The organism is Roseovarius sp. TE539, from assembly GCF_003298505.1.
Classification (GTDB): domain Bacteria; phylum Pseudomonadota; class Alphaproteobacteria; order Rhodobacterales; family Rhodobacteraceae; genus Roseovarius.
Genome location: NZ_QNGB01000041.1, coordinates 1 through 25,319, shown reverse-complemented (window position 1 = coordinate 25,319; position 25,319 = coordinate 1). Strand labels below are relative to the sequence as shown.

General features: G+C 62.7%; 15 protein-coding genes and 2 pseudogenes. 4 read left to right on the top strand and 13 right to left on the bottom strand.

Annotation, left to right across the window (positions count from 1 at the left end; all coding sequences use genetic code 11):
• The 7 genes from DQW77_RS16845 to DQW77_RS16815 form a co-directional block, all read right to left on the bottom strand.
• On the bottom strand, nucleotides 1–2,976 hold a 2,976-nt coding region (locus DQW77_RS16845; protein WP_220124986.1), incomplete at its 3' end, for a hypothetical protein.
• Between the two features lie 519 nt (nucleotides 2,977–3,495).
• Nucleotides 3,496–3,933 carry a universal stress protein gene (locus DQW77_RS16840; RefSeq protein WP_113259379.1) on the bottom strand — a complete coding sequence of 146 codons (438 nt, stop codon included), beginning with the start codon at nucleotides 3,931–3,933 and terminating at the stop codon, nucleotides 3,496–3,498.
• A gap of 13 nt (nucleotides 3,934–3,946) precedes the next feature.
• Nucleotides 3,947–5,233, bottom strand: coding sequence for a TRAP transporter large permease (locus tag DQW77_RS16835; protein WP_113259378.1), 1,287 nt, complete (start codon nucleotides 5,231–5,233; stop codon nucleotides 3,947–3,949).
• Nucleotides 5,234–5,236: 3 nt separating this feature from the next.
• Nucleotides 5,237–5,797 carry a TRAP transporter small permease gene (locus tag DQW77_RS16830; protein ID WP_181711324.1) on the bottom strand — a complete coding sequence of 187 codons (561 nt, stop codon included), beginning with the start codon at nucleotides 5,795–5,797 and terminating at the stop codon, nucleotides 5,237–5,239.
• A gap of 148 nt (nucleotides 5,798–5,945) precedes the next feature.
• Nucleotides 5,946–6,962: a TRAP transporter substrate-binding protein DctP gene (gene dctP / locus DQW77_RS16825; RefSeq protein ID WP_113259377.1), complete on the bottom strand. Its 1,017-nt coding sequence runs from the start codon at nucleotides 6,960–6,962 to the stop codon at nucleotides 5,946–5,948.
• A 556-nt stretch (nucleotides 6,963–7,518) separates the two neighbouring features.
• Nucleotides 7,519–8,661 carry a glycine cleavage T C-terminal barrel domain-containing protein gene (locus tag DQW77_RS16820; protein ID WP_113259376.1) on the bottom strand — a complete coding sequence of 381 codons (1,143 nt, stop codon included), beginning with the start codon at nucleotides 8,659–8,661 and terminating at the stop codon, nucleotides 7,519–7,521.
• Nucleotides 8,662–8,822: 161 nt separating this feature from the next.
• Entirely contained in the window at nucleotides 8,823–9,317 is a 495-nt protein-coding gene (locus DQW77_RS16815; protein ID WP_113259375.1) for an Lrp/AsnC family transcriptional regulator, read from the bottom strand.
• 343 nt (nucleotides 9,318–9,660) lie between these two features.
• On the opposite strand from DQW77_RS16815, the gene DQW77_RS16810 reads away from it, so the two are divergent.
• Both DQW77_RS16810 and DQW77_RS16805 read left to right on the top strand, forming a co-directional pair.
• Complete coding sequence (locus DQW77_RS16810; protein ID WP_181711323.1) at nucleotides 9,661–10,527, top strand: TauD/TfdA family dioxygenase; 867 nt, start codon at nucleotides 9,661–9,663, stop codon at nucleotides 10,525–10,527.
• Between the two features lie 204 nt (nucleotides 10,528–10,731).
• Complete coding sequence (locus DQW77_RS16805; RefSeq protein WP_113259373.1) at nucleotides 10,732–11,997, top strand: MFS transporter; 1,266 nt, start codon at nucleotides 10,732–10,734, stop codon at nucleotides 11,995–11,997.
• A gap of 121 nt (nucleotides 11,998–12,118) precedes the next feature.
• On the opposite strand, the gene DQW77_RS16800 is transcribed toward DQW77_RS16805, so the two are convergent.
• A complete protein-coding gene (locus DQW77_RS16800; RefSeq protein WP_113259380.1) occupies nucleotides 12,119–12,604 on the bottom strand; it encodes a flavodoxin family protein in 486 nt (161 codons plus the stop codon).
• Nucleotides 12,605–12,910: 306 nt separating this feature from the next.
• Here DQW77_RS16800 and DQW77_RS16795 point away from each other — a divergent pair, with 306 nt between their 5' ends.
• Both DQW77_RS16795 and DQW77_RS16790 read left to right on the top strand, forming a co-directional pair.
• A complete protein-coding gene (locus tag DQW77_RS16795) occupies nucleotides 12,911–14,716 on the top strand; it encodes an autotransporter assembly complex family protein (protein ID WP_258523897.1) in 1,806 nt (601 codons plus the stop codon).
• Nucleotides 14,716–18,453: a translocation/assembly module TamB domain-containing protein gene (locus DQW77_RS16790; RefSeq protein WP_258523896.1), complete on the top strand. Its 3,738-nt coding sequence runs from the start codon at nucleotides 14,716–14,718 to the stop codon at nucleotides 18,451–18,453. The genes DQW77_RS16795 and DQW77_RS16790 overlap by 1 nt, the downstream gene beginning before the upstream one ends.
• A 42-nt stretch (nucleotides 18,454–18,495) precedes the next feature.
• Here DQW77_RS16790 and DQW77_RS16785 read toward each other — a convergent pair.
• The 5 genes and pseudogenes from DQW77_RS16785 to DQW77_RS18670 form a co-directional block, all read right to left on the bottom strand.
• Nucleotides 18,496–21,570 (bottom strand): annotated as a pseudogene (locus DQW77_RS16785) (efflux RND transporter permease subunit).
• A complete protein-coding gene (locus DQW77_RS16780) occupies nucleotides 21,570–22,679 on the bottom strand; it encodes an efflux RND transporter periplasmic adaptor subunit (protein ID WP_181711322.1) in 1,110 nt (369 codons plus the stop codon). The pseudogene DQW77_RS16785 and the gene DQW77_RS16780 overlap by 1 nt, the downstream one beginning before the upstream one ends.
• Nucleotides 22,680–22,869: 190 nt before the next feature.
• Entirely contained in the window at nucleotides 22,870–23,445 is a 576-nt protein-coding gene (gene bchJ, locus DQW77_RS16775) for a bacteriochlorophyll 4-vinyl reductase (RefSeq protein WP_113259369.1), read from the bottom strand.
• Entirely contained in the window at nucleotides 23,442–25,106 is a 1,665-nt protein-coding gene (bchE, locus tag DQW77_RS16770; protein WP_113259368.1) for a magnesium-protoporphyrin IX monomethyl ester anaerobic oxidative cyclase, read from the bottom strand. The genes bchJ and bchE overlap by 4 nt, the downstream gene beginning before the upstream one ends.
• Nucleotides 25,107–25,210: 104 nt before the next feature.
• Nucleotides 25,211–25,319: pseudogene (locus tag DQW77_RS18670) on the bottom strand (IS5/IS1182 family transposase); the annotation flags it as partial.

Here is a 25,319-nt window from a genome sequence, read left to right as displayed (position 1 = left end):
CCAGAAGTAGAGCCCCCCGGAATCCGGCGCGCGGTTGAAATAGGCGATGTAGAGCTCGATGAAGCTCTCGAACTCCTCCGGCGCCAGGCTGACGGTGTCGGTGACCTGGAAAAGCTCGAAGGGCCCGCCGAAGAGGTCGGTGTCGAAATCCAGGAACTCCATGCCGGCCAGCGTGTCGGTCCCGTTGCCCTCCGCCCGGCGGTCGGTGAGCGTGGTGGCCGCCGGGCTCAGCGTCAGCGTGTAGCTCGACTGGTCGCCGGAATAGAGGACGGTATCTTCACCCTCTCCGCCGTCTATCCGGTCATTCCCCGAAGTGGCCGTGATCGTGTCATCGCCGCGAAGCGCTTCGATGGTGTCTGACCCGACTCCTCCCACCAGGCCGTCGGGATCGGGCGTGCCCGTGATTGCCTGCCCGGCTGCCGCAACCGAGGCCGTCGCGGAACTTGTCCCGCGCTCATCGGTTCCGAAATCGTCAGTGTAGGAATAGACAACGCTGAGCGTGGCGCCCACATCTGCCAGCGTCAGGTCGTAGCTGCTTTCCGTGGCGTCCGGAATGGCGGCCCCGTCCCGCAACCACTGGAATTCGACGCTCGTATCCTCGATGCCATCTCCGTCTGTGACACCGGAGGCATCCGCGACAAGCGTCTGCCCCTCTGTCGCGTCGCCTGTGACCACGACAGACCCTTCAGGAGGGAGGTTCCCCGCAGCGAACGCCACATCGTTCTGCGACAAGGTCTCAGGCGATACGCCATCGCCATCAACGGTCACGACCGTGCCGTCATCAAAGGTGAGGATCGCACTACCCGCTTGCGCATTGAAAAAAGCGGACAGGGCATCGGCACGGGTGAAGTCCAGAAGGTCCAGAAGGTCCAGACCCAACTCGAAATCGAGGATGGTGATCCGCTCATCGCCGGGATTGATAACGAACCGGTCGGCATCCGGACCGCCTTCCAGCGTGTCATTCCCCGGACCACCTGAAAGGGTGTCGTCGCCTTCTCCGCCTGAAACCGTGTTGTCTCCGCTATCGCCTTGCAGGTCCTCATTGTTGCTGGCGACGGTTCCGGTCGGACCGCCAGTCACGCTCTCGTTGCTGCCCCCGCCGTCGGTGTAGCTGACCTCGACGCTGATCTGCGCCCCGACGTCTCCCTGCGTCAGCACGTAGCTGTCACCGCCGGCCCCCGCGATCGGCGTCCCGTCGCGAAGCCAGGCGTAAGAGAAGGCGCCCAGACCATCCGGATCGGAAAGCCCCGAGGCGTCCGCAGTCAGCGTCTCGCCCTGCATGGCCGAGCCGGTGATCAGGACGTCGCCAGTCGCAGTTGCGTTCGAAGCGTCCGAGACGGGAGCCGTTGGAACGCTGGTGATAAACTCGGTCCGGCCGAACCCGTCGACATAAGAGACCCGTACGGTTATCTCGCTGCCCAGATCACTATTGTCGACCGTGTAGGTGGCCTCTGTTCCGATTAGCAAACCATCGCGTATCCATTCATGGGAGAAGGCCCCCAGGCCGTCGATATCGTCGATACCGCTGGTGTCGACGCTGAGCTGGTTTCCGATGGCGGCCGTTCCGAGAATCACAGGCGCCCCTGTAGGGTCATCATTCACGTTTGAAACAAGGGGGGTGGCAGTGCTGGTGACTGTCTCCAGATTGCCCCAGAAGTCGAGATAGCTGACCCGGTAAGACAGGAGGGTATTCACATCTTCCTGAGTGGCGACGTAATTCGCCGATGTCGCGCGCGGGATCTCCGCCCCGTCGCGCAGCCATTGGTAGGTCCGGCTCGACTCGATGACACCGTCGGGATCGTCGATGGCCCACTGGCTTGCGCTCGACGAAATCGTGCCGCCCTGCCAATAGCTTCCGTAGACAGTCGGCGTGCCCTCGGGTCCACTGTTGACAATGCCAGGCAGCTCCAGGTCCACGAGGCCCCGGTCTGCTCCCTCGACCCCGGTCAGGTAAACCCGGCTGCTGGAATACCCGATGTAATCCGCAAAATCGTTGATGAAGTTGCGCAGGACGCTTATGACCGCCGACGGCGTCAATATGCTCAGATCAAGCCAATCCTGCGCGATGTCGAAGTCGCTGACGGTGGTCTCCCCGTCGAAGGAGCCTCCCCAGATGATTTCATCGGCGCCTGACCCCAGGTTCATGGTGTCGGTGCCGGAACTGAGCTGCAACTGGTCCCCATCGTTGCCGCCGCTCAGCTGATCGTCCCCATCGCGCCCGATCAGCAGGTCCGCGCCTGCGCCGCCGCTCAGGGCCGAGTCGGTATCCGTTGAAATCAGCGTGTCGTCGTTCGCACTGCCGGTGAGCGTGAAGAGGCGGGCCGCCGTGTCCCAACTCCAGCTCACCGCCGGGTCAAGGTTGCTTCCCGTCCCGTAGAGATGCTGCAGGGCCTGGACATCCAGCGTTGCGAACTCCGTGTCGTTCACCCCGTTGGAGGTGTAGGACATCAGCGTATTGTCGTCATTGTCCAGGCTGGCCTCGAGGGTGTTGGTGCCGTCGAACGGATGGGCCAGCCCGATGGCATGGCCCAGCTCATGCAGGATCGTCTCATACCAGGTCGTCCCGGAGGAGAAGTCATCGGTCGGCGACCAGGGATCGATGACCAGATTGCCGCTCGACGTGCTCCACGTGGATACCCAGGGCGTGTTGGCAAAACTCTGCGGCGTGCCCTGGACGTTGAAGACCTGGATCGTCGCATCATCGGGATCGCCCACTTCGATGAAACGAATGCCAGCGACGGCTTCGGCCTGTGTTACCGCATCGTGAAATGCGGCCTGCTGGTCTGATGTAAAACCATGGACGGAGGTCGGGATGTTGCTGCCCTCGGGCAGGCTGACCTCATCCCGCGCGGGCAGGTCCGTGCCCTGCAGGAAGCTGTAAGTGATGAAGACCGGTGCCCCAACGGAAGTCATCCCGTTTACGCGCTGAGCATCGTCATCATAAAGAAGGCTTGTAAAGTCTGAAACAACAGGCATGGCAATATCTGTTTACCTACATGTTACCCACATTCGCCAAATGCGCGACCGATTGATCGCAAAGTCGCCTGATGACGCCTGCGGGTCAAGTTTTTTGCCCTCCAGTCTCGCCCGTGATTTGTGGACTGCTCGGGAGGGGGCTGACCATGACACGACCCGGACGTCGGCTTGCGCCCGCACGGCCCAGATTGATCAAGGTCCTCGCACCCGCATGAACAAGAATTGCGGCACCATCATGTCCGTGGGCACGATCATCACATTCCTCAAAGCGTGGACAGTGAGGAGCGGTTGAATGGATCAGATTTCAGCTGATCAGGACGCTTGATTGCGCGTGTGATTGCCATTTCCTCCGGCGGGGCGGCAAGGAATCCCGAGACAGAACCCTTCATGCCCACGAAGCCATGGCCGACACAGAAAATGCAGGTGGATCCGTCCCGAGACAATGCAAATTCAAGGGGCAGGGGCGCCGCGGCCGAGACCGTCTGCCACCCTGCCCCTTCGCCGTTCCGCGACCCTTCTTCAGATCACCAGAACCGGCATTTCAGCCAGCGCCGTGACCTTGTGTGAGACGCTGCCGAGCAGGTACCCCTCGACTGACCCGAGGCCACGGCTGCCGATGACGATGCAGTCATTGCCGTGCTCGTCGGCAAAACCGACGATTGTACGCGCCGGCTGCCCCGCCTTAATAAAGGCGCGCACATTCCCGGCGCCGGCTTCCGCGGCGCGTTTCTTGCCGTGTTCGGCCACCTCGCGGGCGTGATCCTGCATCACGTCATCGAGGTTCCCGGGATCGGACGGCCTCACCATCGAGAAGGAAGCCTCCAGCATGGAATGATGCCTGTAGACGGTGAGAATGTTGAGTTCCGCGCCGCAGAGTTGTGCCAGTTCAGCGGCCTTTTCCAGCGCTGCCTCGCCCCCTACAGAGCCATCGAAAGGAACCAGTATTCTGTTGAACATGTCTTTTTCCTCCTTACTTGGCGAAGGCCAGGTCACGCAGGAACAGCGCAATCTGCGGGAAGAATATCAGCGCCGCCGTCACCCCGACCAGGATCACGATGAACGGCGGCGTACCGCGGATCACCTCCATGTAGGGCCGCTTGAACACGGCGATCGCCGTGAAGATATCGCAGCCGAATGGGGGGGTCGCCGACCCTACCGCCACCTGCAGCGTGATCAACGTGCCAACCAGCACCGGATCAAGGCCAACACTGTCCACCACCGGCGCGAAGATCGGAACAAGGATCAGTATGACAACGATCGGGTCCACGAACATGCAGCCGATGAAGAAGGCGATCGAGATCACCACCAGCACGCCGATCTGGCCCATCTGGTCGATGCCGATACCGCCCAGGATCGCCTGCGGGATCTGCGCAAAGGATATGACCCATGAGAAGGCCGTGCCGGCACCGACGAGGATGAACACCACGGCAGTGATCAGCCCGGTGGATTTCGCGGTGTCGTAAACCCCCTTGAGGTCGATTTCCCGGAAAACCAGGAGTTCGAGGATCAGCGCATAGAGCACACAGGCCGCGGCGGCCTCGGTCGGTGAGAAGATGCCACCATAGATACCGCCGATGATGATCGCCGGAAAACCCAGAGGCCAGAGCGCGCGGCGCGCGGTGGACAGACGTTCACCCCATGTGGCCTTTTGCTCGGTCGGCACGCCGTTCCGCACGGCATATATCCACGCGTAGATCGAAAACAGGACGAGGATCAGCAGCCCCGGCCCGATGCCGGCGATGAAAAGCTCGGCGATCGAGGTGTTGGAGACCACGCCGTAAATGATCATGCCGATCGAGGGCGGGATGAGAAAGGCGATGTCGGAGGCATTGATGATGAGCGCCAGGACGAAACTGTCCTTGTAACCCGCTTTCAGCATCCGCGGCCGCAGCGGCGAACCGATGGCAACGACGGTTGCCTGGGTGGAGCCGGAAACCGCACCGAACATGGTGCAGGCGGTCGCAGTGGACACCGCGAGGCCACCGCGCAAATGCCCAACGAATGACATGACCATGTCGATCAGCCGCCCGGCGGACTGTCCGCGCGTCATGATGTCTGCGGCGAAAATGAACATCGGAACCGCGATCAGCGATGCGGGGCGAATCCCCGCCATCATCTGCTGAATCATGGTTTCCATCTGGCTCAGCCCGCCGAAGAGCGAGAAAAAGCCCACGAAAGCCCCCACGATAAGCGGGATCATCATCGGAAAGCCCAGCAGAAGAAGGACAATCATGATCGAGAATATTGTGATGGCCATGAGTCAGATCTCCACTTCGCTGTCCTCGTACCCCTCAAGCACGTTGGTGGAGAGGTAGATATCCTTTTCGAGGATGTTCTTGATCGCTGTAAGCAGGTACTGAAGGCCGGTCATGAAGAACCCGACCGGAACCCAGACCAGGGTTATCCAGACCGGAATCTGGAGCGACGGAAGCACGCGCCCGCGGCCGGCCTGTGTCATGACATAATGCAGCGAATACCATGCCAACCCCAGCATGAAGACTGCCGTGACAAGCGCGATGATGATCATCAGCGCCTTGCGCGGCTTGGGTGGCAAGGTGTCGAAAATCGCCGACATCCGGATATGACGCCCCTGACGCGCGGCATAGGATATCCCGGCGAAAGTGATGAGGATGATGATGATCCTGTTGAGTTCTTCGGAAAAGAAGAGGCTCTGCTGGAACAAAAAACGTCCGAGCACATTGGAAATCGTGTTCAGCGCCATCAGGAGGACGCCCGCGGCCAGAAGGACCGACTCGATCCGGCTGATGGCGGTGTCGATCACGCCCAGAAATCCGGGCAGCGAGGACCGGTAGACTTCCAGTTGCGCGTCATCCGTCGAGGTCGTGTCAGTCTGCGATTGAAGCTGGGTTTCTTTTTCTTCTTTCGTCACTGTCCTGCTCCCGGTTGGAAGTTGCTGGAGCCAAGAGAAAGGACGCGCCCCTTTGCGGGGCGCGTCCGGGCGCGAGGAATTACTCCTCCACCTCTGCCAGGTCTGCCTTGAGCTGATCGAGGATTTTCTTGCCGCTTTCCCCGGTCATCTCGATGAACTTGGCTTCCACATCCTTTGCGGCTTCCTTGAACGGCGCGCGCTCTTCCTCCGACAGATGGGTAACCGTCATTTCGGGTTTTGCTTCCTTGATCTTGTCAAGGGACTCCTGCGTCAGGCCGTCCTGATACTCGATGATGAAGTCGAACGCGGTGTCCATCGCGTCCTGGACCATCTGCTGATCTTCTTCCGACAGCCCGTCGTAGAAATCCTTGTTGGCCATCACCGCCGTGGTAAAGACGTTGTGCCCGGCGAAGGTAATGTGATCCGTCACCTCGTACATCTTCGTCGACTCGACCCAGAACATCGGGTTTTCCTGACCCTGGATGATGTTGGTCTGGAGGCCACCATAGGTTTCCCCCCATGGCAGCGGTGTCGGTGTCGCGCCAAAGGCCTGGTAGCTTTCCACCAGCAGCGGATTTGTCATCACGCGAAATTTCACCTCGTTGAGGTCAGCAGGTTCCTTGACCGGTTCCTTGGTGGTCATGACGACTTCGCCCTCGGGGAACATGGTAAGAAGCTCCAGGCCCTGCTCGGCGTAGAGATCCGGGAACATGTCGTTGATCGCCTCTGAATTCTCGAAGAACTCGGCCAGCTTCTCCTCGTCGGTGGGCAGCAGGTAGGGCACGAAGAAAACCTGCGCCTCGGGGATCAGCGAGCCGGTGAATCCCGGCGACTGATCGACGAACTGCAGAATACCCGCCTGTGTCTGTTCCATGATGTCCGCGGACTCGCCGAGTGTGCCATAGGGGAACAGCTGGATGGTGTGATCCGAGTTTGCCTCGACCTCTTGCTTGAACTTCTGAGCGAATTGTCCCTGCACGTCCGTCATGGCTTCTTCGAACGCGTAGCGCCAGGTATCGGCACTCGCGGCGTTGACGCTCACGAGAAGAGCCGCCGCAGCGGCGCTCGCGCTCAGAGTACGGTTGAGAATGCTCATCGATATCTCCCTTCAGTCCGGTTCCAGTCTTGGCCGCACCCGAAGGTGCGGCACCGTATGGATAGTAGTAGGTTTTGCGGACGGCCGCATCGCCGAGGCACCCTTGGGAGCGATCGGCAGCGAGGAAGAACCTCCTTTATCGATGCGCTATGTGGGCCCGCCTCAACGGGGGCTGTCACGCCGTGCAGGATGAGCCAATCTGCGACAAGCTGTCAACTTTTGTGTGAAGAGACCGTGATAAAATTCGCTTTTTCTATTTATATCAATATTTTAAATCCACTCCAAGGATTGTCCCGGCATGAACGCATCGACCAGAAACCCGCACAAGGACATCCTGACCCGCGCAAGGCAAACCCTTGGTCCTTGCCGGGGCACCGGGCCGTCGGCCGTGACGACACAGCCCAGACGGGTTGTCCGGCAAAGTCTGTCGGGTGGTTTCGGAGCGATCCGTGACACTGTCCGGTTTGCCATCCCTGCCGATATGGGTGCCCTCGCTTTCCGGCACGCCCGCAGGCCGGAATGGCGGGGCGCGGCCAAGACCGCGCCCGCCTTCAATTTACGCTACGGCAAGTTTTTTTCGCGGATCAAAGAAAGGCCGCTCAACGACGGTGGCTCCGATCCCGCCGGAATGTGTCACGACCTCGCACTCGGTCCCGATTTCCGCGCAGTCGGCCGAAACCATCGCGAGGGCGATGTTCTGTTCAAGCCGCGGAGAATAGACCGCGGACGTGACCTTGCCGACGGAAACACCGCCACGATTGACGGTCCAGAAGGTTGTGTTCGGCCCGGACAACGGTGCTCCGTCGATACGCAGGCCGACCTGTTTGCGCGTAACCCCGTTGTCGCGAATGCGCTGCAAGGCGAACTTGCCGATGAATTCCGCCTCCGTGTCGAGGTTCACCAGCCGGTCAAGGCCCAACTCGAAAGGATTGGTGTGAATGTCCGCATCCGCATGGTAGGAAAGCATACCGCCTTCCACCCGGCGGATCGTGGACGTGTGCCCCGGCTTGAGCCCCAGCGGGACACCCGCGGCCATGATCCGTTCCCAAAGCGCGTCGCCGCAGGCGCCATCACGAAGATACAGCTCGTAACCCAGTTCACTTGACCAGCCAGTGCGCGACACGATCAGCGGAATGCCATCCAGTTCGACTTCGCGCAGCCAGTAATAGCGCAGGTCCATGATCTCGTCGCCAAAGAGCGCGCGCATGACTTCGCCGGACTTCGGCCCCTGCAATTGCAGCGGCGAAACGTCGGGTTCCCGGATGGTGACATCAAGGCCGGAGTGCACCGCCACGCCCTGCGCCCAAAGCAGAATGTCGCTGTCGGCCAACGACAGCCAGAAATGGTTCTCCCCGAGGCGCAGGAGTATGGGATCATTGAGTATCCCGCCCTCGGCATTCGTGATCAGGACATACTTGCACTGCCCCACCGACATGCCCGACAGGTCGCGCGGTGTCAGCAGCTGGGTGAATCGGGCAGCATCGGGCCCGGTGATTTCAACCTGTCGCTCAACCGCGACATCACACAGGATGGCGTCGTTCACGAGGTTCCAGAAATTTTGCTCCGGATCGCCGAAGTCGCGTGGAATGTACATGTGATTGTACACCGAGAACCCCTGCACACCCCACCGGACGGTCGCATCGAAGTATGGAGATTTGCGGATCTGGGTCCCGAAGCCAAAGTCATGAGATTGCATCATATCGTTCTCCCTGTTCCTCGCATGTGACCGATGTCCAACGCGGAAGTTATAACAATGATGAAAATAACGCCTTTGGCGGCGCCACACGGGCCAAAAAATGGGCCATACGGGAACGAATGGGCCGTTTTTCGAGGTAACGAGGCCCGTTTGGTCTTATTGCCCTATCGGCCGCCCCGGCCGACCAGCGTGGCGAGGTTGGGTTGCTCGGCTTTCACGAGTCGCGTGGCGAAATGAGTCACGTATCGGTCAATCGACAACTCCGCTGCCAACAGCTCATCCATGAGCTCCTGGAATGCCGCCAGATTGGGCACGACAACGGTCAGGATATAGTCGGTGCCGCCGCCCGTGGCGACGCAGTTCGTGATCGCGTCAATTGTCCTGACATGTCGTTCGAACCTGTCGAAATCCGCCTTGCGGTGGTGCGTCAGGGCGATCGTCACGATCACGCGGGTCACGTCGACCACGTGTTCGAGCGCGATATCGGCGTGGTAGCCGCGGATGAACCCGGCCGCGCGCAAACGGTTAAGCCTGGCCCAGCACGGCGTCGGGGATAGGTTCACGATCTCGGCAAGCTTTGTCTTGCTCAACTGACCGTGTTTCTGCACCGCGCTCAAGATGCGGATATCCGTTGCATCCAGTCCATTCTTACTACGCATACAGGAATCCCTTCATGCGTTTCCCGTCTCCATTTCCAACTAGTCGCAGGAGACGGGATTCCCATCCCGGCGATCATGTGCCAGATTTTCCGCGAATGCGCCATTTTTTGCGACCTCTTGAAGCGCAAGCGCGGCGGTGGACCGGCCCGCATTCATTGCCGGCATGTTGGGGCTGCACCACGTTCAGAAGTGCCGCGCCCGCTGTCCCGTGGTAGCGGCAGACACCGGGCGGGTCGAGGATACTTCGAAGAAATGCCGGCTTGTCCGGAAACCCCTGAACCGTTTCCCCGATCACGAAACATTCCTTGCGGTGCGGCCAAACTCCGGGCAAGTTCGGACGCGCATGAAAGTCCAAGCTCATCCAATCACCGGCACCATCGGCGCCGAAGTCACCGGTGTCGATCTGGCGGCGCCGATTTCTGCCGGGCTCGGGGCGGACCTCCGAGCGCTTCTGAGCCGGCACCTCGTTCTCGTGTTTCGTGATCAGCATATAGACCTGGCAGCACAGAAATGCCTGACCTCGGTATTCGGCACGCCGATGCACCTGCCCTATATCGAGCCCATGGAAGAGGATCCGGAGGTGATCCGGGTTCTCAAGGAGGCGGACGACCGGTCAGGGGTCTTCGGCGGCGACTGGCATTCCGACCTGAGTTTCATCCCCGAACCGCCTGCCGGGTCGGTCCTGAACGCGATCGACCTGCCGCCTTACGGCGGTGATACCCTCTTTGCCAATCAGGCTGCCGCCTGGGAGGCGCTGTCACCCGGACTGAGGGATTTGCTCGATGGGCGTGATGCGGTTCATGTCGGCAAACCCCACGGCGTGAAATGGGCCCCTGCGCCGGAAAGCCGGTCACGCGGTGCCGTCAGGATGGTGCGTGGCGATCCGGAGGCCGACAGAGAGCGATTTCACCCCGCTGTCCTGACCGATCCCGAGACGGGGCGGAAATCGCTCTACCTGAACCCGGTCTACGTGACCCGGCTGGACGGAATGACCGAGGCCGAAAGCCGGCCGCTTCTCGACAAGCTGAAAGAGCATGCCACGCGGCCCGAAGTCTCGATGCGCCTGCGCTGGACGGCGGGGACTGTGGCGGTGTGGGACAACTACGCGACGTTGCACTTCGCTGTGAACGATTACGCGGGTTTCCGGCGCGAGATGTGGCGCACCACCTTCCGGACCCGTGCCTTCGCCGCATGGCGCGCCACAGCATGACAGCCCGGCGCCACACATGCGCGGCTGGCCTCCATCATGTTCCTTCCTCCACGGCCGGGTATCCTTGGGGCCTGCACCCGGACGTCTTGCCGGTGCTTTCGATTTGAAGTAAACAATCGGGGATGCCGCAGCGCAGCAACAACCGCCGCCTCAGGAAGGTCCGCGGGTGGCACGGGGAAGTCCGGAGATACGAAAGGATGTCTCATGATCCAGGTGTTGTCCGGTGTCTGGGCCCTTCTTCTGGGCATCGTCTTCATCATGCTGGGCAACGGCATGCATTTCACCCTGATAGGTCTGCGCGGCGGAATCGAAGGATTTTCGGCCGCGGAACTGGCCATCGTCACCTCGGGGTATTTCGTGGGCTTCCTTTCAGGGGCGCGGCTTACCCCGTTGCTGATCCGGCGGGTGGGCCATGTCCGCGTTTTCGCCGCCCTGGGCAGCCTCATGTCGGCAGGGTTGATATCATTTCCACTGCTTGCCGAACCCTGGGCCTGGACGGTGCTGCGCCTGCTTGTCGGGTTCTGCATGTCGGGCATCTACGTCACCGCTGAAAGCTGGTTGAACAACGCGGCCACAAACGAGACCCGCGGCAAGGTTCTTTCGGCCTACATGATCGCGCAGACGCTCGGGATCATCGGGGCGCAAGGGCTGCTGACCCTGGGCGATGCGGCAACCGCCGCACTTTTCATCGGCGCCTCGGTCCTCGTATCGCTGTCCCTTACGCCGATTCTTCTCTCCGTCACCCCCGTCCCGGCGGCCGAGGTGGCACGTCCGATGGCCTTGCGGGATCTCTTCTCGGGTTCACCGCTGGGCACGGTGGGGATCTTTCTGCTGGGCAACGTGTATGCCACGCAATCGGGCATGGGGGCGGTCTTTGGAACGCAGATCGGACTTACGGCGTCACAGGTCGCGCTTTTTGTCGCGATGCTGTTTGCCGGTGCGCTGGTGATGCAATACCCCATAGGGTGGCTGTCCGACCGCCTGGACCGGCGCAAACTGATCTTTGGCGCGGCCTGTCTTGGCGCCGCGTCCTGTGCTTTGGGGTGGATCACCGGCGGCGGTCTGTGGCTGTTGATGGTATCCGCCTTCTTCGCCGGCGGGGTGACAACACCTCTTTATGCGTTGTTCCTTGCCTACACGAATGATGCCCTCTCGGCAGAGGAAATGCCCGCGGCCTCGGGGGGGCTCGTTTTCACTTTCGGCCTCGGTGCCATTGCGGGGCCGCTTGTCACGGGCTGGACGATGGAGTGGCTTGGCCCCTTCGCGTTCTGGCTGGTGCTCGGTGGAACGTTCGGCGCCATTGCACTCTATGCGCTTTACCGCATGACGCAGAGGTCCACCGTGCCGGTGGATGAAACCGAAAGCTATCTTGGCGTGCTGCCCACGGCGTCACCCGTGGCCGTCGAGGCGGCAGGGGCATGGGCCGCGGAACAGGCCGAGGCCGAGCGCGAGGACGACAACCAAGCCTGACAAATACATCCGGTCGTCTCGGTGGCACAATGATCGGGATGACGGGCAGTTTCGGGCCGGAACCCCCGGCGGCGCCGTGTATGCTCGGCGGGATCCAAATCCCGGAGCGATCCGAGACGGATCAGAAAACCCCCATGCTCAGCCCCGCGCCGATTGCGGCGCCAAGCTCACGGCAATTGGCGAGATCGGCCTCGGGGATCGTCTTTTCAGCGAGAATCTGCTCGGGTGTTTGCGCATGCGTGCACACGATCAGGGGAGCCTGGACCTCCTTCAGACGCCAGCCCTGGGCGATACGCGCCGTCTGCCGCGCCGCGTTTTCACCGTCGGACCCGGCGCAGATCATCTGCGCATAAGGCCGGCCCTCGATGCGACCGAGAACCGGATAATAGCACCTGTCGAAGAATTCCTTCATCATGCCGGCAATCGCCGCAAGGTTTTCAGGCGCGCAAAACAAATAGCCATCGGCGCCCAGAAGGTCATCCGGCCCGGCCTCCTCGGCAACCTTCAGGACAGTCTCGATTTCCTCGGCCGCCGCCGAGGCCGCTGCTTCGGCCATCTGACGGCTGCCTCCTGTCCTGGAGTGATACACGATCAAGAGCTGTGTCATCGCATTGACCGTAAACGCCATGTGCCGGGCTGCCAAGCCGCGCCGCATGACCGGTACATGGGTCATCTTCTCCGGTCTGCGCGGATCCGGGACGCCTTCAGCGTCGGGTTGCCCGCGCAAAAGGATCGCGGCGGAGTACCTTGAAACGTTCCCATCCGAGGGGAAAGCGCGTAACATTCACCACGCAACCGACAAGACGCATGCGCCCCTCCCCGGCCGCCAAGCGGACAGGGGTCGTTCACGGTGTGCAGCTCTGGCCATTCGTTGCCGCGGATGCGATATTCGAATTACTGGGGGTGCTCGACGTTGAACAGACAGGGGTTTCGACAATTCGCGTTCGCGGTACTGGGCGCGATCTGCGTTGCGCTTCCCGCCGCCGGAACGGAAATCCGTTTCAACGCCCCGGGATCCTCCGAAGATCTGGCAGAGCGCCTGAAGGGTGCGTCCCTTTCCATGACGACCGCGGAACAGGACGCCACCACCGCACAGGATCTGATAGCCGCCGCACAGGCCGACTATGGCAGGCTGATAGGGGTGCTTTATGCACAAGGCCACTATGGCGGTGTCATCGGCATCCGCATCAACGGCCGGGAAGCCGCCAGGATCCCGCCCCTCCGTGCGCCCGAGCGGATCGACACCATAGATATCAACGTTGATCCCGGCCCTGTCTTCCGGTTTGGTACCGCAAGTATCGCGCCATTGGCACCGGATACGGCCCTGCCCGCGGATTTTGCCCGCGGCGCGCCGGCGAAGGGAACCCTCGTCAAGGAGGCGACCCGGGCCGCCATTTCCGCATGGCGTTCGGACGGTCACGCCAAGGCCGGTGTTGCCGATCAGCACATAGTCGCCGATCACGCGCGCGCCGCGCTTGATGCAATGGTGCGTCTCGACCCCGGCCCGCGCCTGCGCTTTGGAAAGCTCGACATGCTCGCGACGGGCAAACCCACGCGCGTGCGTCTCGAGCGGATTCGCCAGATCGCCGGCCTGCCCACGGGCGAAACATATTCTCCTGAACAGCAGCAGAAAGCGGCCGACCGCCTGCGTCGAACCGGTGCGTTCCGGTCGGTCGTGCTACAGGAGGCCGAGACGCCCAATGCCGACGGTACCCTCGACATTGAAACGCGGGTGGTGGATGCCAAACGGCGCCGCATCGGCGCGGGCGCCGAACTCTCCTCGCTCGAGGGCGTGACTCTGTCGGGCTTCTGGCTGCATCGCAATCTTATGGGCGGGGCCGAGCGGTTGCGCATTGATGCGCTTGTCGGCGGCCTTGGCGGCGAGTCCGGCGGCGAGGATTATCGGCTCGGCCTGCGCTTCGACCGGCCCGCCACCTTCACGGCCGATACCGGGTTTTTTCTGATGGCGGGACTGGAAGAAAACAACGAACCGGATTATCGCGAACGCAAGGGGGAGATCGGCGCGGGTCTGACCCATGTATTTTCCGACAATCTCACCGCCGAAGCGGGCTTGACCTACCGTTTCTCCGAAATCTCGGACGACCTTGGCAAACGCGAACTGCAGCATCTTCTGGCCCCGGCAAGCGCCGTGTGGGACCGCCGCAACGATTCCCTGAATCCCGAATCCGGCCTTTACCTCGACCTGGAACTCACCCCGTTCATCGGCCTCGATCAGGGAGGCAGCGGCGCGCGCGTCCATGCCGACCTGCGCAACTACGTCACGCTCGGGGATGGCCGGCGGCTGACCCTTGCGGGGCGCGCGCAACTGGGATCCGTGGCAGGTGCCGGCCTGCGCGACGTGCCCGCCGACATGCTGTTCTATTCCGGCGGCGCGGGCACAGTACGCGGGCAACGTTACCAATCCCTCGGCATTGATCTTGCCCCGAATGTCACGGTGGGCGGTCGGTCCTTCATGGGCTTTTCAGGTGAGCTTCGCGGCATGATCAACGACACCGTGCAAGCGGTTGCCTTTGCCGACACGGGTTTCGTCGGGCAGGATGCGCTTGGCACCGGAACCGGCGAATGGCATAGCGGCGCGGGGATCGGCGCGCGCTATTTCACCGCGGTCGGCCCGGTCCGCCTTGACATCGCGACGCCGCTCGACAGCGATGCCGGGCAGGATTTCGAGATCTACATCGGGATCGGTCAGGCATTTTGATGCGCTTGCTTCTGTTGATATCGCTTGTTTTCGGCCTCACCGCGGGTCAGGTCACTGCACAGGCGCAGGACGAAACCGACGAGGGCGGCGGATTTCTTGAACGCCTCATCGAGGACAACCTCTCGGGCGCGGATCGCGACGTGCGCATCACCGGCTTTGCAGGGGCGCTTTCCTCGCAGGCCACACTCGATACGCTCACCATCGCCGATGCGGATGGCATCTGGCTGCGGCTGGAGGATGTCACGCTTGACTGGACGCGCAGCGCCCTCCTGCGTGGTGAGTTGAAGGTCAACCGCCTCGACGCCCGCGCGATAACCCTTGCCCGGTTGCCGGAAAGCGAGCGCCGGATCACACCCGAAATGGCCGAGGCGCAGCCATTCGAATTGCCTGACCTGCCCGTGTCGGTGGAAATTGGCCAGATCAGGGCCGGCACCCTGACCGTCGGTGCGCCGGTTCTCGGCGAAGAGGTCCGGCTCGAACTTATGGGAAATCTCTTTCTGGCCGGCGGCGAAGGCGCGGCCAGTATCGACGTGACCCGTCTTGACGGACGCGGACAGATCAGCCTTGATGCGCGCTTCGACAACGCTGACCGGATGCTGGCGATCGATCTTGCCCTTGACGAGTCCGAGGGAGGTATTGCCGCCACGCTGCTTTCTCTGCCCGGCGAGCCGGGCGTCAATCTCTCGATCGCCGGCGAAGCCCCGCTCAGCGATTACGAGGCCGATCTCAGGCTGGCCACCAACGGCATGGAGCGCCTGACCGGGCAATTCACCCTGACCGCCCCCGAGGGGGCTGACACGCGCTTCGGGGCACGGCTTTCCGGCGATATCACACCGCTTCTCGCCTCCGAGTTCCGCCCCTTCTTCGGAAAAGACAGCCGCATGACGCTGACCGGCACACGCGGCGCGGCCGGCACCACGGATTTAGATGATTTCCGCCTGACCACATCCCAGCTCGCGCTTGAGGGCTCTTTGTCGCTGGACGCGGCAGGCTGGCCTGACAGCTTCCAGCTCAACGGCAGTATCGGCAGCGGCGCAACGCCTGTGCGTCTGCCCGTTGCGGGTTCGCCCGTGACCCTTGGGAATGCCACTCTGGAGGCACGTTACGATGCCGCGCGCGGAGATCGTTGGACCGCGCGTCTCGCGATTTCGAAAATCGTTCAGCAGGGTCTTGAACTGGAAACGGCAAACATCGAAAGCCGGGGGGTTCTGCGCCGCGCGCCTCCGAGGGGGGCGAGCGCGCTTGCGGAGATCAAGCTTTCGGGGCTGAAATTCGCGGATGAGGCGCTTGCCCGGGCGGCAGGCGACAGCCTGTCAGGGCATCTGAGCCTCGACTGGCGCGAAAACCAGCCGCTTGTCTTGCACGGATTGCGCCTCGTGTCCGGCACGGCGCGGCTCAGCGCCCGCGGCGAGGTTGCGGCATTGTCGGAGGGGTTGCCAATCTCGGGCCGCATGCGGGTGGACGTGCCCGATCTTGCACGCTTCTCCGCCATCGCCCGGCAGGACCTTTCCGGAACGGCAAACGCGGCTCTCACCGGGTCGGGTACCCTTCTGGGCGGCAGTTTCGATGTTTCCCTTCACGCCGATACGGACCGCCTTGCCCTGGGCATACCGCACCTAGACCCGGTGATCGCCGCGCCGGGAGAAGTTTCTGTCGATGCCCGGCGCGACACGAGCGGCACGATGCTCGATCGCTTCCGCCTGGAAAACGATCACCTGCGTGCCACCGCCCGTGGCAAGCTTGACAGCCGGAGCGGCGACCTCACGCTTTCGGCCGGACTCGACGATCTGGGCCTCTCGCACCGCGACCTGTCCGGGCCAGCCCGGTTTCAGGGGGATGTGGCATGGCAGGCGGGCGGTGACATCACCCTGTCCGATGTCGCGGCGCAAGCCATGGGCGCGGAGCTCGACCTGACCGGTACCTTTTCGCCCGAAACTGACGGGCTGCCCGTTTCGGGAAGCCTGAGCGCGAGTGTCAGCGACCTGTCCCGGTTCGACGCGATTTCAGGTCAGTCAATGCGCGGCAGTATCGATCTGACACTCGACGGAGAGACCAGCAACGGCGCGAAAAACTTCACGCTTGCCACCCGTCTGGAGGGCCGCGATCTCGCATCCGGGATTGTGGATCTGGACCGTCTGATCGCGGGGCGCATTTCCCTCCGGGCCGATGCCGGACGCACGCCTGAGCGCATCGAGCTTGAAAATCTCACCGTTGAAACGCCGCGGTTAAGCCTTGTCGCCATGGGCGACGATGCCGGGGGGCCGGTGGATATCACCGCCCGGCTTTCGGATATCGGTATTCTGGCGCCTGATCTTTCCGGCCCTCTTTCGGCCAAAGGCACCGCTGCCCTTCACGGCCCCGAGGCGCGCCGCGTGACGCTGGAACTTGACGCCAAGGGCCCCGGCGACACGACGGCCTCACTTGAGGGTGACGTGATCGACCATGGGCGGACCCTCTCGCTTTCGGGCGTCGGCCGTCTGCCGCTCGCGCTGATCAATGGCCTTGTCCGGCCCAATGCCCTGAACGGCACGGCGGAATATGACCTGGCAATCAACGGCGCGCCGGCACTCTCGTCGGTTTCCGGGAAAGTAACAACATCCGGCACCCGCGTCGCCCTTCCTGCCACGGGCCTCGCAGTAGAGGATCTCAGTGGCACCGCAACTTTGGGAAATGCCCGCGTTCAGACCGATTTCACCGCAAGGATGCGCGATGGCGGGCGCCTTACCGTCAGCGGCCCCGTTTCCCTCAAGCCGGGTTATCAAGGCGACTTGTCAGCGGGTATCGAAGGGCTCGTCCTCAGTGATCAGTTGCTCTACACGACCACGGCTTCCGGCAACGTGTCTGTGGACGGGCCGCTTGCCGGCGGGGCGCTTATCGGCGGCGCGATCTCCCTTGAAGAAACAAATATCCGTATCCCCTCGGGCTTCGGGGCCGCATCCGTTTCCCTACCCGGACTCCGGCATGTGAATGAACCCGGCCCGTCGCGCGAGATGCGCAAGCGCGCGGGCCTGATCCGGCCGGAGGAAAGGACGGCCTCGCGCCCGTTTGCTCTGGATCTGACGATAGACGCACCCAACCGGATCTTTGTGCGGGGACGCGGGCTCGATGCCGAACTCGGCGGACGCCTCCGCGTTGCCGGGACCACCGAGGCGGTTGCACCCGACGGTTTTTTCGAACTGATCCGGGGCCGCATCGACATCCTCGGAAAGCGTCTCGATCTGACCGAGGGCCGTGTCACCATGCAGGGCTCGCTGGACCCGTATCTGCGTTTCGTGGCGCAGACCGAAACCGAAGACGTGACCGTTCGCATAATCCTCGAAGGCGTCGCATCCGAGCCCGGACTCACCTTCACCTCGGAGCCCGAACTGCCGCAGGAAGAAATCGTCTCACGCCTTATCTTCGGGCGCGGGCTCGACAACATATCGCCGCTTCAGGCCGCGCAGATGGCTTCGGCAGTGGCCACTCTTGCCGGTAACAGCAACAACGATGTTGTCGGCAAGCTCAGGGGGGCGGTAGGGCTCGCGGATCTCGACGTCACCCAGACCGCCGAGGGCGACACCGAAGTCAGTGCCGGGGCCTACCTTTCCGACGACATTTATACCGAGGTGACCGCCGACAGCGCCGGTAAACAACGGATCAACCTCAACCTCGACCTCACCAACTCCGTCACCGTCAAGGGCGGCGCGTCGAACGACGGGGATACCGGCATCGGCATCTTCTTCGAAAGGGATTACTGACCGCACCCGGACCATGACCGGGACCGGGGTAAGCCACGAAGCTCACCCCTTGATCGCGGAAAGTTCCTTCTCAAGCGCCTCGGACGAAGAGGCGCGCGAACGCGTCAGACCGCTGACCAGGGCATAGGCGGCGGGCGTCAGGAACAGCGTGAAGACCGCCGCCATGCCCAGCCCGCCCACGATCACCCATCCGATCGCGGCGCGCGCTTCGGCACCAGGACCGCTGCTCAGGATCAATGGCAGCCCGGACAGGACCGTGCAGATCAGGGTCATTGAAATGGGCCGAAGGCGGGCAAGGGCGGCTTCATGGGCCGCATCCAGAACCGGCCGCCCCCGGTCGCGCAACTGATTTGCGAACTCGACCAGAAGAATACCGTTCTTGGCCATCACCCCGATCAGCATGAGCACCCCGATCTGGCTGTAGATATTGATCGTGGTGCCGGTCAGAAGCAGCGCGTAGATCGCCGCGCAAACACCGAAAGGTACCGTGGTCATGACGACCAGCGCGCTGGTCAGGCTTTCGAATTGTGCCAGAAGCACCAGGAACACCACCAGCAGAGCAATGACATAGGTCGCCGCCAATGCCGACGAAGTTTCGTCCAGCGATGCGGCCTCGCCCAGGAAAATCAGGCCGATTCCATCCGGCAGCCGCTGCTGCGCTAGGGCACGGACATCGTCAATCGCCTCGCGCAACGTCACCTCCGGCGCAAGCGATGCATCGATTTCTATGGCCCGGCGTTGCGCGTGCCGGTCCAGTTCGGCGGCGATGCCACGCTCGGAAAAGCTGACGATCTGGCTCAACGGTACCAGGTCGCCGGCATTGGACCGGATAAACAGGTTCATCAGATCGACAGGATCGCGCACCGCACCTTCGGCCGATTGCAGCAGGATCGGCACCGCCTCGTCGTCGATGGTCAATTCCGCGACCTCGTCCTCGTCGATCAGCGCACGCAGGGCGACCGACAGGGTCGACATGGGAACGCGCAGGTCCGAAGCCCGCCGCCGGTCCACCCCGATACTGAGTTGCGGTTGCGTGGCCTGGTACTGGACCCGGATGTCCGACACACCCTCGACCTCCGCCAGTTGCCGGGAAAAGCGATCCGCGGCCGCGGCGATGTCGGGATAATTCGGCCCGGTGAGTGCGATGCTCAGCCCGCCGCCGGACCCGCCACGAAGCCCGAGGCTGTTGCTGCTGTAGGCGCGGGCACGGGCCCCCGGCAGGCGGGCGATGCCATCACGAATTTCCGCTTCGATCTCGGCTTGTGAAACGTCCCTGTCATGCCACGGAACAAGCCGCAGACCGATGCTCCCCCGGTTCAGGTCATAGCGCCCGGTAATCGAATAGAGACTGCGCGCCACCCCCGCGTCCACGTAGGGGCGCATGACCTCCTCGACCTTCACGACCTGCCTGTCGGTGTAATCAAGCCCGGTGCCATCCGGCCCCTGCAACCAGACCGAGATCATACCGCGATCTTCCGGCGGGACCAGTTCTTCGCCCAGGCGGTCATAGACAAGAACCGCGCCGCCGGCGACCAAGGTAGCCCCGACCAATGTCACCAGCGGCGCACGGATCATCGGGCGGATCAGGGCCCCGTAGAGCGAGGCAAGCCAGCCGCCAACCCCCGACATGACCCCGGCTCCACGGCCCAGCCCCTCGGACAGCGAGGCAAGCATCGGGCACATCGTCAGCGCCACGAAAGACGAGATCGCAACCGTCACGGCCAGAACGAACCCGAATTCGGTAAAAAGCCGTCCCGCGTCACTTGGCAGGAACGAGATCGGCACGAAAACCGCGATCAGGGTCACCGTGGTTGCGATCACCGCGAAAAAGACCTGCCCCGTGCCCAGCACCGCCGCGGCACGCCGGGCAATGCCCTCCTGCCTCCGGCGCTGGATATTCTCGGTGACCACGATGGCATCATCCACGACAAGGCCGGTGGACAGGACCAGCGCCAGCAATGTGATGATGTTGATGGAAAACCCCATCAGCCAAATCCCCGCGACCGACCCGATCAGCGCGATCGGGATGGTGACCGCCGGGATCAGGGTGGCCCCGAGGCGGCCAAAGAACAGCCAGATCACCGCCACCACGATCCCGAGCGCCGCCCCGAGGGTCTTGAGCACCTCGATGATGGCCCCCTTGATGAAGACCGCGTCGTCACTCGTGACTTCGAAACCCAGATCGGGAAACCGCACCTTCAGGCGCTCGATCGCACGATTGACCTCGTCCGAAATACGCACCGTATTGGATTGCGCCTGCCGGACGATTCAGAGGCTGACAACCAATCGCCGGTCCAGACGGGCGACACTGTCGGGTGTGGCCAGCCCGAAATAGACATCCGCGACATCACCCAGCCTCACACGGTCGCGCATCAAAAGGTCCTCGATCCTCTGAGGTTCGGCCACGGTAGCATCCGCACGGACCAGAACCTCTATGGGCCCGGACGCGAAACTGCCCACCGGAACGTCGAATTGCGCGTTGCGCAGCACCTCGGCGACCTCTCCGATCGACAGGCCGAAGGCGGCAAGACGGTCAGGTTTGACCTCGACGCGCAGCACACGCTGCCTGTCGCCGAACAGGATGACTTCCGCCACCCCGTCCACCGCCGTGAATTCCGTTGCGATGGCCTCCTCGACAAGGCGCGTCAGCTCGTCAATTGATCTGCTGTCACTCCAGACCGCGACATCGACGATCGGATCGGCATCCTCCTCGGACTTGACGACGAACAGGTCCTCCACGCCGTCGGGAAGGCGCGGCTCCACGCGGCTCACCGCCTCGCGAACATCGTTGGCGGCGTTGGCCAGATCCCGGTCGGGGCCGAATTCCACCCGCATGCGGAAATTGCCCTCCTCCGACGAGGTGCGCACCGCCTCGACTCCAGCCACCCGGGCCACGGCGCCCTCGACCAGCGACGAAACCTCGGCATCCACCGTTGTCGGTGACGCGCCCGGGTAATTGGCGCGCACCGACACGATTGGCCGGTCAACATCCGGCAGCTCGCGAACCTCTATGCCCCAAAGCGCACCGATGCCCGCGATCACGATAAGAAAGCTCATGACGGCGGCAAGGTAGGGCCGGCGCACGCTCAGATCGGACAGGCCCCGTCCACCTGTCATCATGATTGCGCCCCCTCGGGAGAGTTGAGAACCTCGACACTCACACCGGGCCGCAATCTTTGCGTGCCCTCCACGACAACCCTGTCCCCTTCGGACAGAGCCCCGTCCACGATCACCAGCCCGGCGCGGCGGCGCACGAGCCTGACCGGAACTGGCTGTACGACACCGCCTTCGACTCGCCAGACCTGAAGGGTGCCCCGCGAAAATTGCAGCGCCAGCTCGGGCACCGCCGGATATGCCTTGCCCGGCAAGTCAAGCCCGATCGAGAACGAGGCCCCGGGGCGCAACAGGTCTGCGGGGTTGTCCACGGCTGCGCGGACGCGCGCCGTGCGCGTCTCGGCCTCGACACGGCTGTCGATCGCCGTCACCTCGCCGTCGAAAACGCGCCCCTCGACCGAAGGGCTTCTCACGGTGACCGGCAATCCGACGCTCACGCGGCTCAACAACGCCTCGGGCAGATCGAACTCCACAAGGATCCTGCCGCGATCATCAAAACTGGAAATCGCCTCGTCCGCCGCGATCCGGTCACCCACTTCGATACTGGCAAGACCGGATACCCCGTCAAAGGGTGCGCGCATGCTCCTGTCGGCAAGATCGGCACGGGCCTGTTCAAGGGCGATGCGCGCCACCTTGTAATCTGTCTGCGCCTGCTCGAAACGGGCTGTCGCCGCGACCCCGGTATCCTGCAGCGCCCGGTACCTGTCACGCTCGGATCGGGCACGTTCCAGCCGTGCCTCGGCCAACTGAACGGCAAGGCGTTCATCAGTATCGTCCAGCGTCAACAGCGTATCGCCGGCCTTGAACTTGATGCCCGGGGCGATATTGAGCGCCGTCACCTCACCGGCGGAAGGCGCCCGCAGAGTGACCGACCGCTGCGCGAAACCGGTGCCTATGGACGCGAAGGTCAGGTCGTCCCGCTTCGTCTCGACATCGGCGACGATAACCGGCTTACCCGGGGAATCCTGCCGCGTTTCAACGCCCTGCGCCTGCGAGGCTGTCACCGGCGCGAGGATCGCGGACAGGTCCGCCCGGAACAGCCACGCCGAAACCGCGCCAGCGATGATCAGCGCGGATAACAGCGATTGTTTCCAGAAAGCCGTGTTTTTCAAGGGCGCACTCCTCCGCACATCCTATGGTATGTAGGATGCAAAGCCCACCCGTCACGCAAACGGCTGCGCAAGCTGCCGGGATGACACGTTTTCCACCGGCCCGATACAAGGCGGCGTTCAAGGCCCCGGACTCGCTAACCGCGGCTGCCGATCATTGCCCGGACATGACGGGCGGCAGCAGGATACCGCCTCAGACCCCGGTATCCACCTCGAAACGGCAAAGACCGTTCCCGCGGGCACAGCACATCGGATGATCCACCCGGGCTCGCGGATGCACCAGCCTCCGGAAGAGGGTCTCGAAGACCGCGCAATGCCAATCACACCCATCCACCGCCAAGGGGTTGTCACCGATGACGAGCGCGACCCGTGGGCGCGTTTCACAAGATACCGTCCCGGACCCGGCAAACGTCCACGCATGCCGCGCGACCGCCCCCATCAGGGCCGGACCCGCAAAACGCGCCGGCATGATCCGCAACATGAACCGGACCGGCCCAGGTATGCGGTGTGCCAGGATGTACTCTCCGGTGCGCCGCCCGGCCTCGCCCGCGACACGCCGTGCGGTCTCCGGTGCAAGGGTAGCGTGCAGCGCGCGCAGCAGCGCGGCGGCCTCGCCCTGCGGCACCATCTCGCAAGGTGGATCATCCAGCCTGAGCGCAAGACCCGCCGCGTCAAAGATCCGCGCGGCCAGCGCGCGCCCGCCCTGTGCCTCGAGCGCCGCCGCGGTCTGCAGGATCGCGTTCGGCCCGACGACGGCGGCCGCTTTCATTCCGCCGCCGTACCGGGACGCAGGACGGGGATATCGTCCTCCATGTGCCCGCCGCCGCTGCTCGTCCGGGCCGCCATCCCGGCCTTCTTCGCCCTGATCTGCTCGCGTACCGCCGCCTTGCGTTCCGCCGCCTTGTGCTTGCGGTCGGCCATGGCTTCCCAATCGGCCATCTGCGCCTCGGCGATCCCGCGGGTCTCATCGAAGTGGAAATCCACCTTCTCCTTGGATTGCGGCCCCCAGTAGCCCACCTTGCCCAGATCGTAGAAGGTCCGCGCGAACCCCGCCCTGGCAAACGCCTTGAGACAGCCCAGCAGGTATTTGCGCCGGAATCCACGTCCCCGCCACGGGTAGTGAAAAAGCGCCTTGATCATGTAGAAGCGGCGGTAATTGTGCATCACGCGGTCGAGCAGCGTGGCGCGGTCCATCGCCTCGGGCTTCATGATCGGTGTGACGAAATTGTATTTCTCGAAGTCGAAAACCTCCACCTTGTCACGCAGCTCCTGAAAGAGTGGCGTGAAGGGCCAGGGCGTGTACATCGTCCAGTTGGCAAGATCGGGATTCCAGTCGCGGGCGAAGCGATAGGTCTCCTCCAGTGTCTCCTCGGTCTCGTTCTCCAGCCCGACGATGAACTGCGCCTCTGTAAAGATGTCGGCCTCGCGCAGCAGGCGGATGGCCTCCTTGTTCTCTTCGACGCGGGTTTCCTTGTTGAAACGGTCCAGCTTCATCTGTGCCGCCGCCTCGGTACCGAGGCTGATATGCACCAGCCCCGCACGCCGCCACAGCCCCAGCATGTCCTTGTCGCGCTGAATGTCCGTCACGCGCGTGTTGATGCCCCATTTCACCCGCTCCGGCAGGCCGCGGCGGATCAGCTCCTCGCAGAACTCTGTGAATTTCTTCTTGTTGATCGTCGGTTCCTCGTCGGCAAGTATGAAAAATCCGACGCCGTGTTCGTTCACCAGATCCTCGATCTCGTCCACGACCTTCTGCGGGTCGCGCACGCGGTAGTCGCGCCAGAATTTCCATTGCGAACAGAAAGAACAGGTGAACGGGCAGCCGCGCGCCAGGCTGGGGATGGCCAGCCGCGTGTTCAGCGGGATGTAGATGTATTTCTCCCAGTCGAGGATCGACCAGTCGGGCACGATCCGGTCCAGGTTCCTGACCGTGGGCGCGGCGGGCGTTGCCACGATTTCACCCCCGTCAACATAGGCTATGCCCTTGATCCGCTTGCGGTCACTGCACCAGCGGCCATCCTCGACGGCGCGCACGAAATCAAGGAACACCTCCTCGCCCTCGCCCCGGACGATCACATCGACATGCGGGGCTTCGGAAAGAACCTGCTTGAACATGAAGGTCGCGTGCACACCGCCCAGAACGGTCACCGCGTCCGGCGCGGCCTCCCGGGCGATTTCCAAAGCTCTTTCCGCCTTGTAGATCGACGGCGTGATCGCCGTACAGCCCACGATGTCCGGGTTCAAATCCGCGATCCTTGCGCGCAATTCGTCTTCACCGATGTCATGTGTCATGGCGTCGATGAAGGTGATGTCGGTATATCCGGCCGCCTTCAACGGCCCCGCCAGGTAAGCGACCCACGCGGGCGGCCAGTTTCCTGCAATCTCGGCGCCGCCGGAATGGTAGTTGGGGTGTATCAGGACAAGTCGCATCGTTTCCTCCCATGTGTCAATAAAAGTTGACACATTCTTGCGTTATGATAATTGACGCAGATCAAACGACGCTTGTTTTCAGGAGTTTTAGGCGGCGTCTGCATTTAGCTGATCCAAGCCATTGCGCATGCGAGATCAACGAAGGCTTTGAATGAGCTGACGGATTTCTCGCAACGCAATGCGATCCTGCGGAAGCGTTTGATCTTATTGAAA

Coding starts and splice junctions, on each gene's coding strand:
- DQW77_RS16790 (WP_258523896.1), top strand. CDS start 14,716: ATGCGCTTGCTTCTGTTGATATCGCTTGTTTTCGGCCTCACCGCGGGT.
- DQW77_RS16800 (WP_113259380.1), bottom strand. CDS start 12,604: ATGACACAGCTCTTGATCGTGTATCACTCCAGGACAGGAGGCAGCCGT.
- bchE (WP_113259368.1), bottom strand. CDS start 25,106: ATGCGACTTGTCCTGATACACCCCAACTACCATTCCGGCGGCGCCGAG.
- DQW77_RS16820 (WP_113259376.1), bottom strand. CDS start 8,661: ATGATGCAATCTCATGACTTTGGCTTCGGGACCCAGATCCGCAAATCT.
- DQW77_RS16835 (WP_113259378.1), bottom strand. CDS start 5,233: ATGGCCATCACAATATTCTCGATCATGATTGTCCTTCTTCTGCTGGGC.
- DQW77_RS16805 (WP_113259373.1), top strand. CDS start 10,732: ATGATCCAGGTGTTGTCCGGTGTCTGGGCCCTTCTTCTGGGCATCGTC.
- dctP (WP_113259377.1), bottom strand. CDS start 6,962: ATGAGCATTCTCAACCGTACTCTGAGCGCGAGCGCCGCTGCGGCGGCT.
- DQW77_RS16810 (WP_181711323.1), top strand. CDS start 9,661: ATGAAAGTCCAAGCTCATCCAATCACCGGCACCATCGGCGCCGAAGTC.
- DQW77_RS16815 (WP_113259375.1), bottom strand. CDS start 9,317: ATGCGTAGTAAGAATGGACTGGATGCAACGGATATCCGCATCTTGAGC.
- DQW77_RS16840 (WP_113259379.1), bottom strand. CDS start 3,933: ATGTTCAACAGAATACTGGTTCCTTTCGATGGCTCTGTAGGGGGCGAG.
- bchJ (WP_113259369.1), bottom strand. CDS start 23,445: ATGAAAGCGGCCGCCGTCGTCGGGCCGAACGCGATCCTGCAGACCGCG.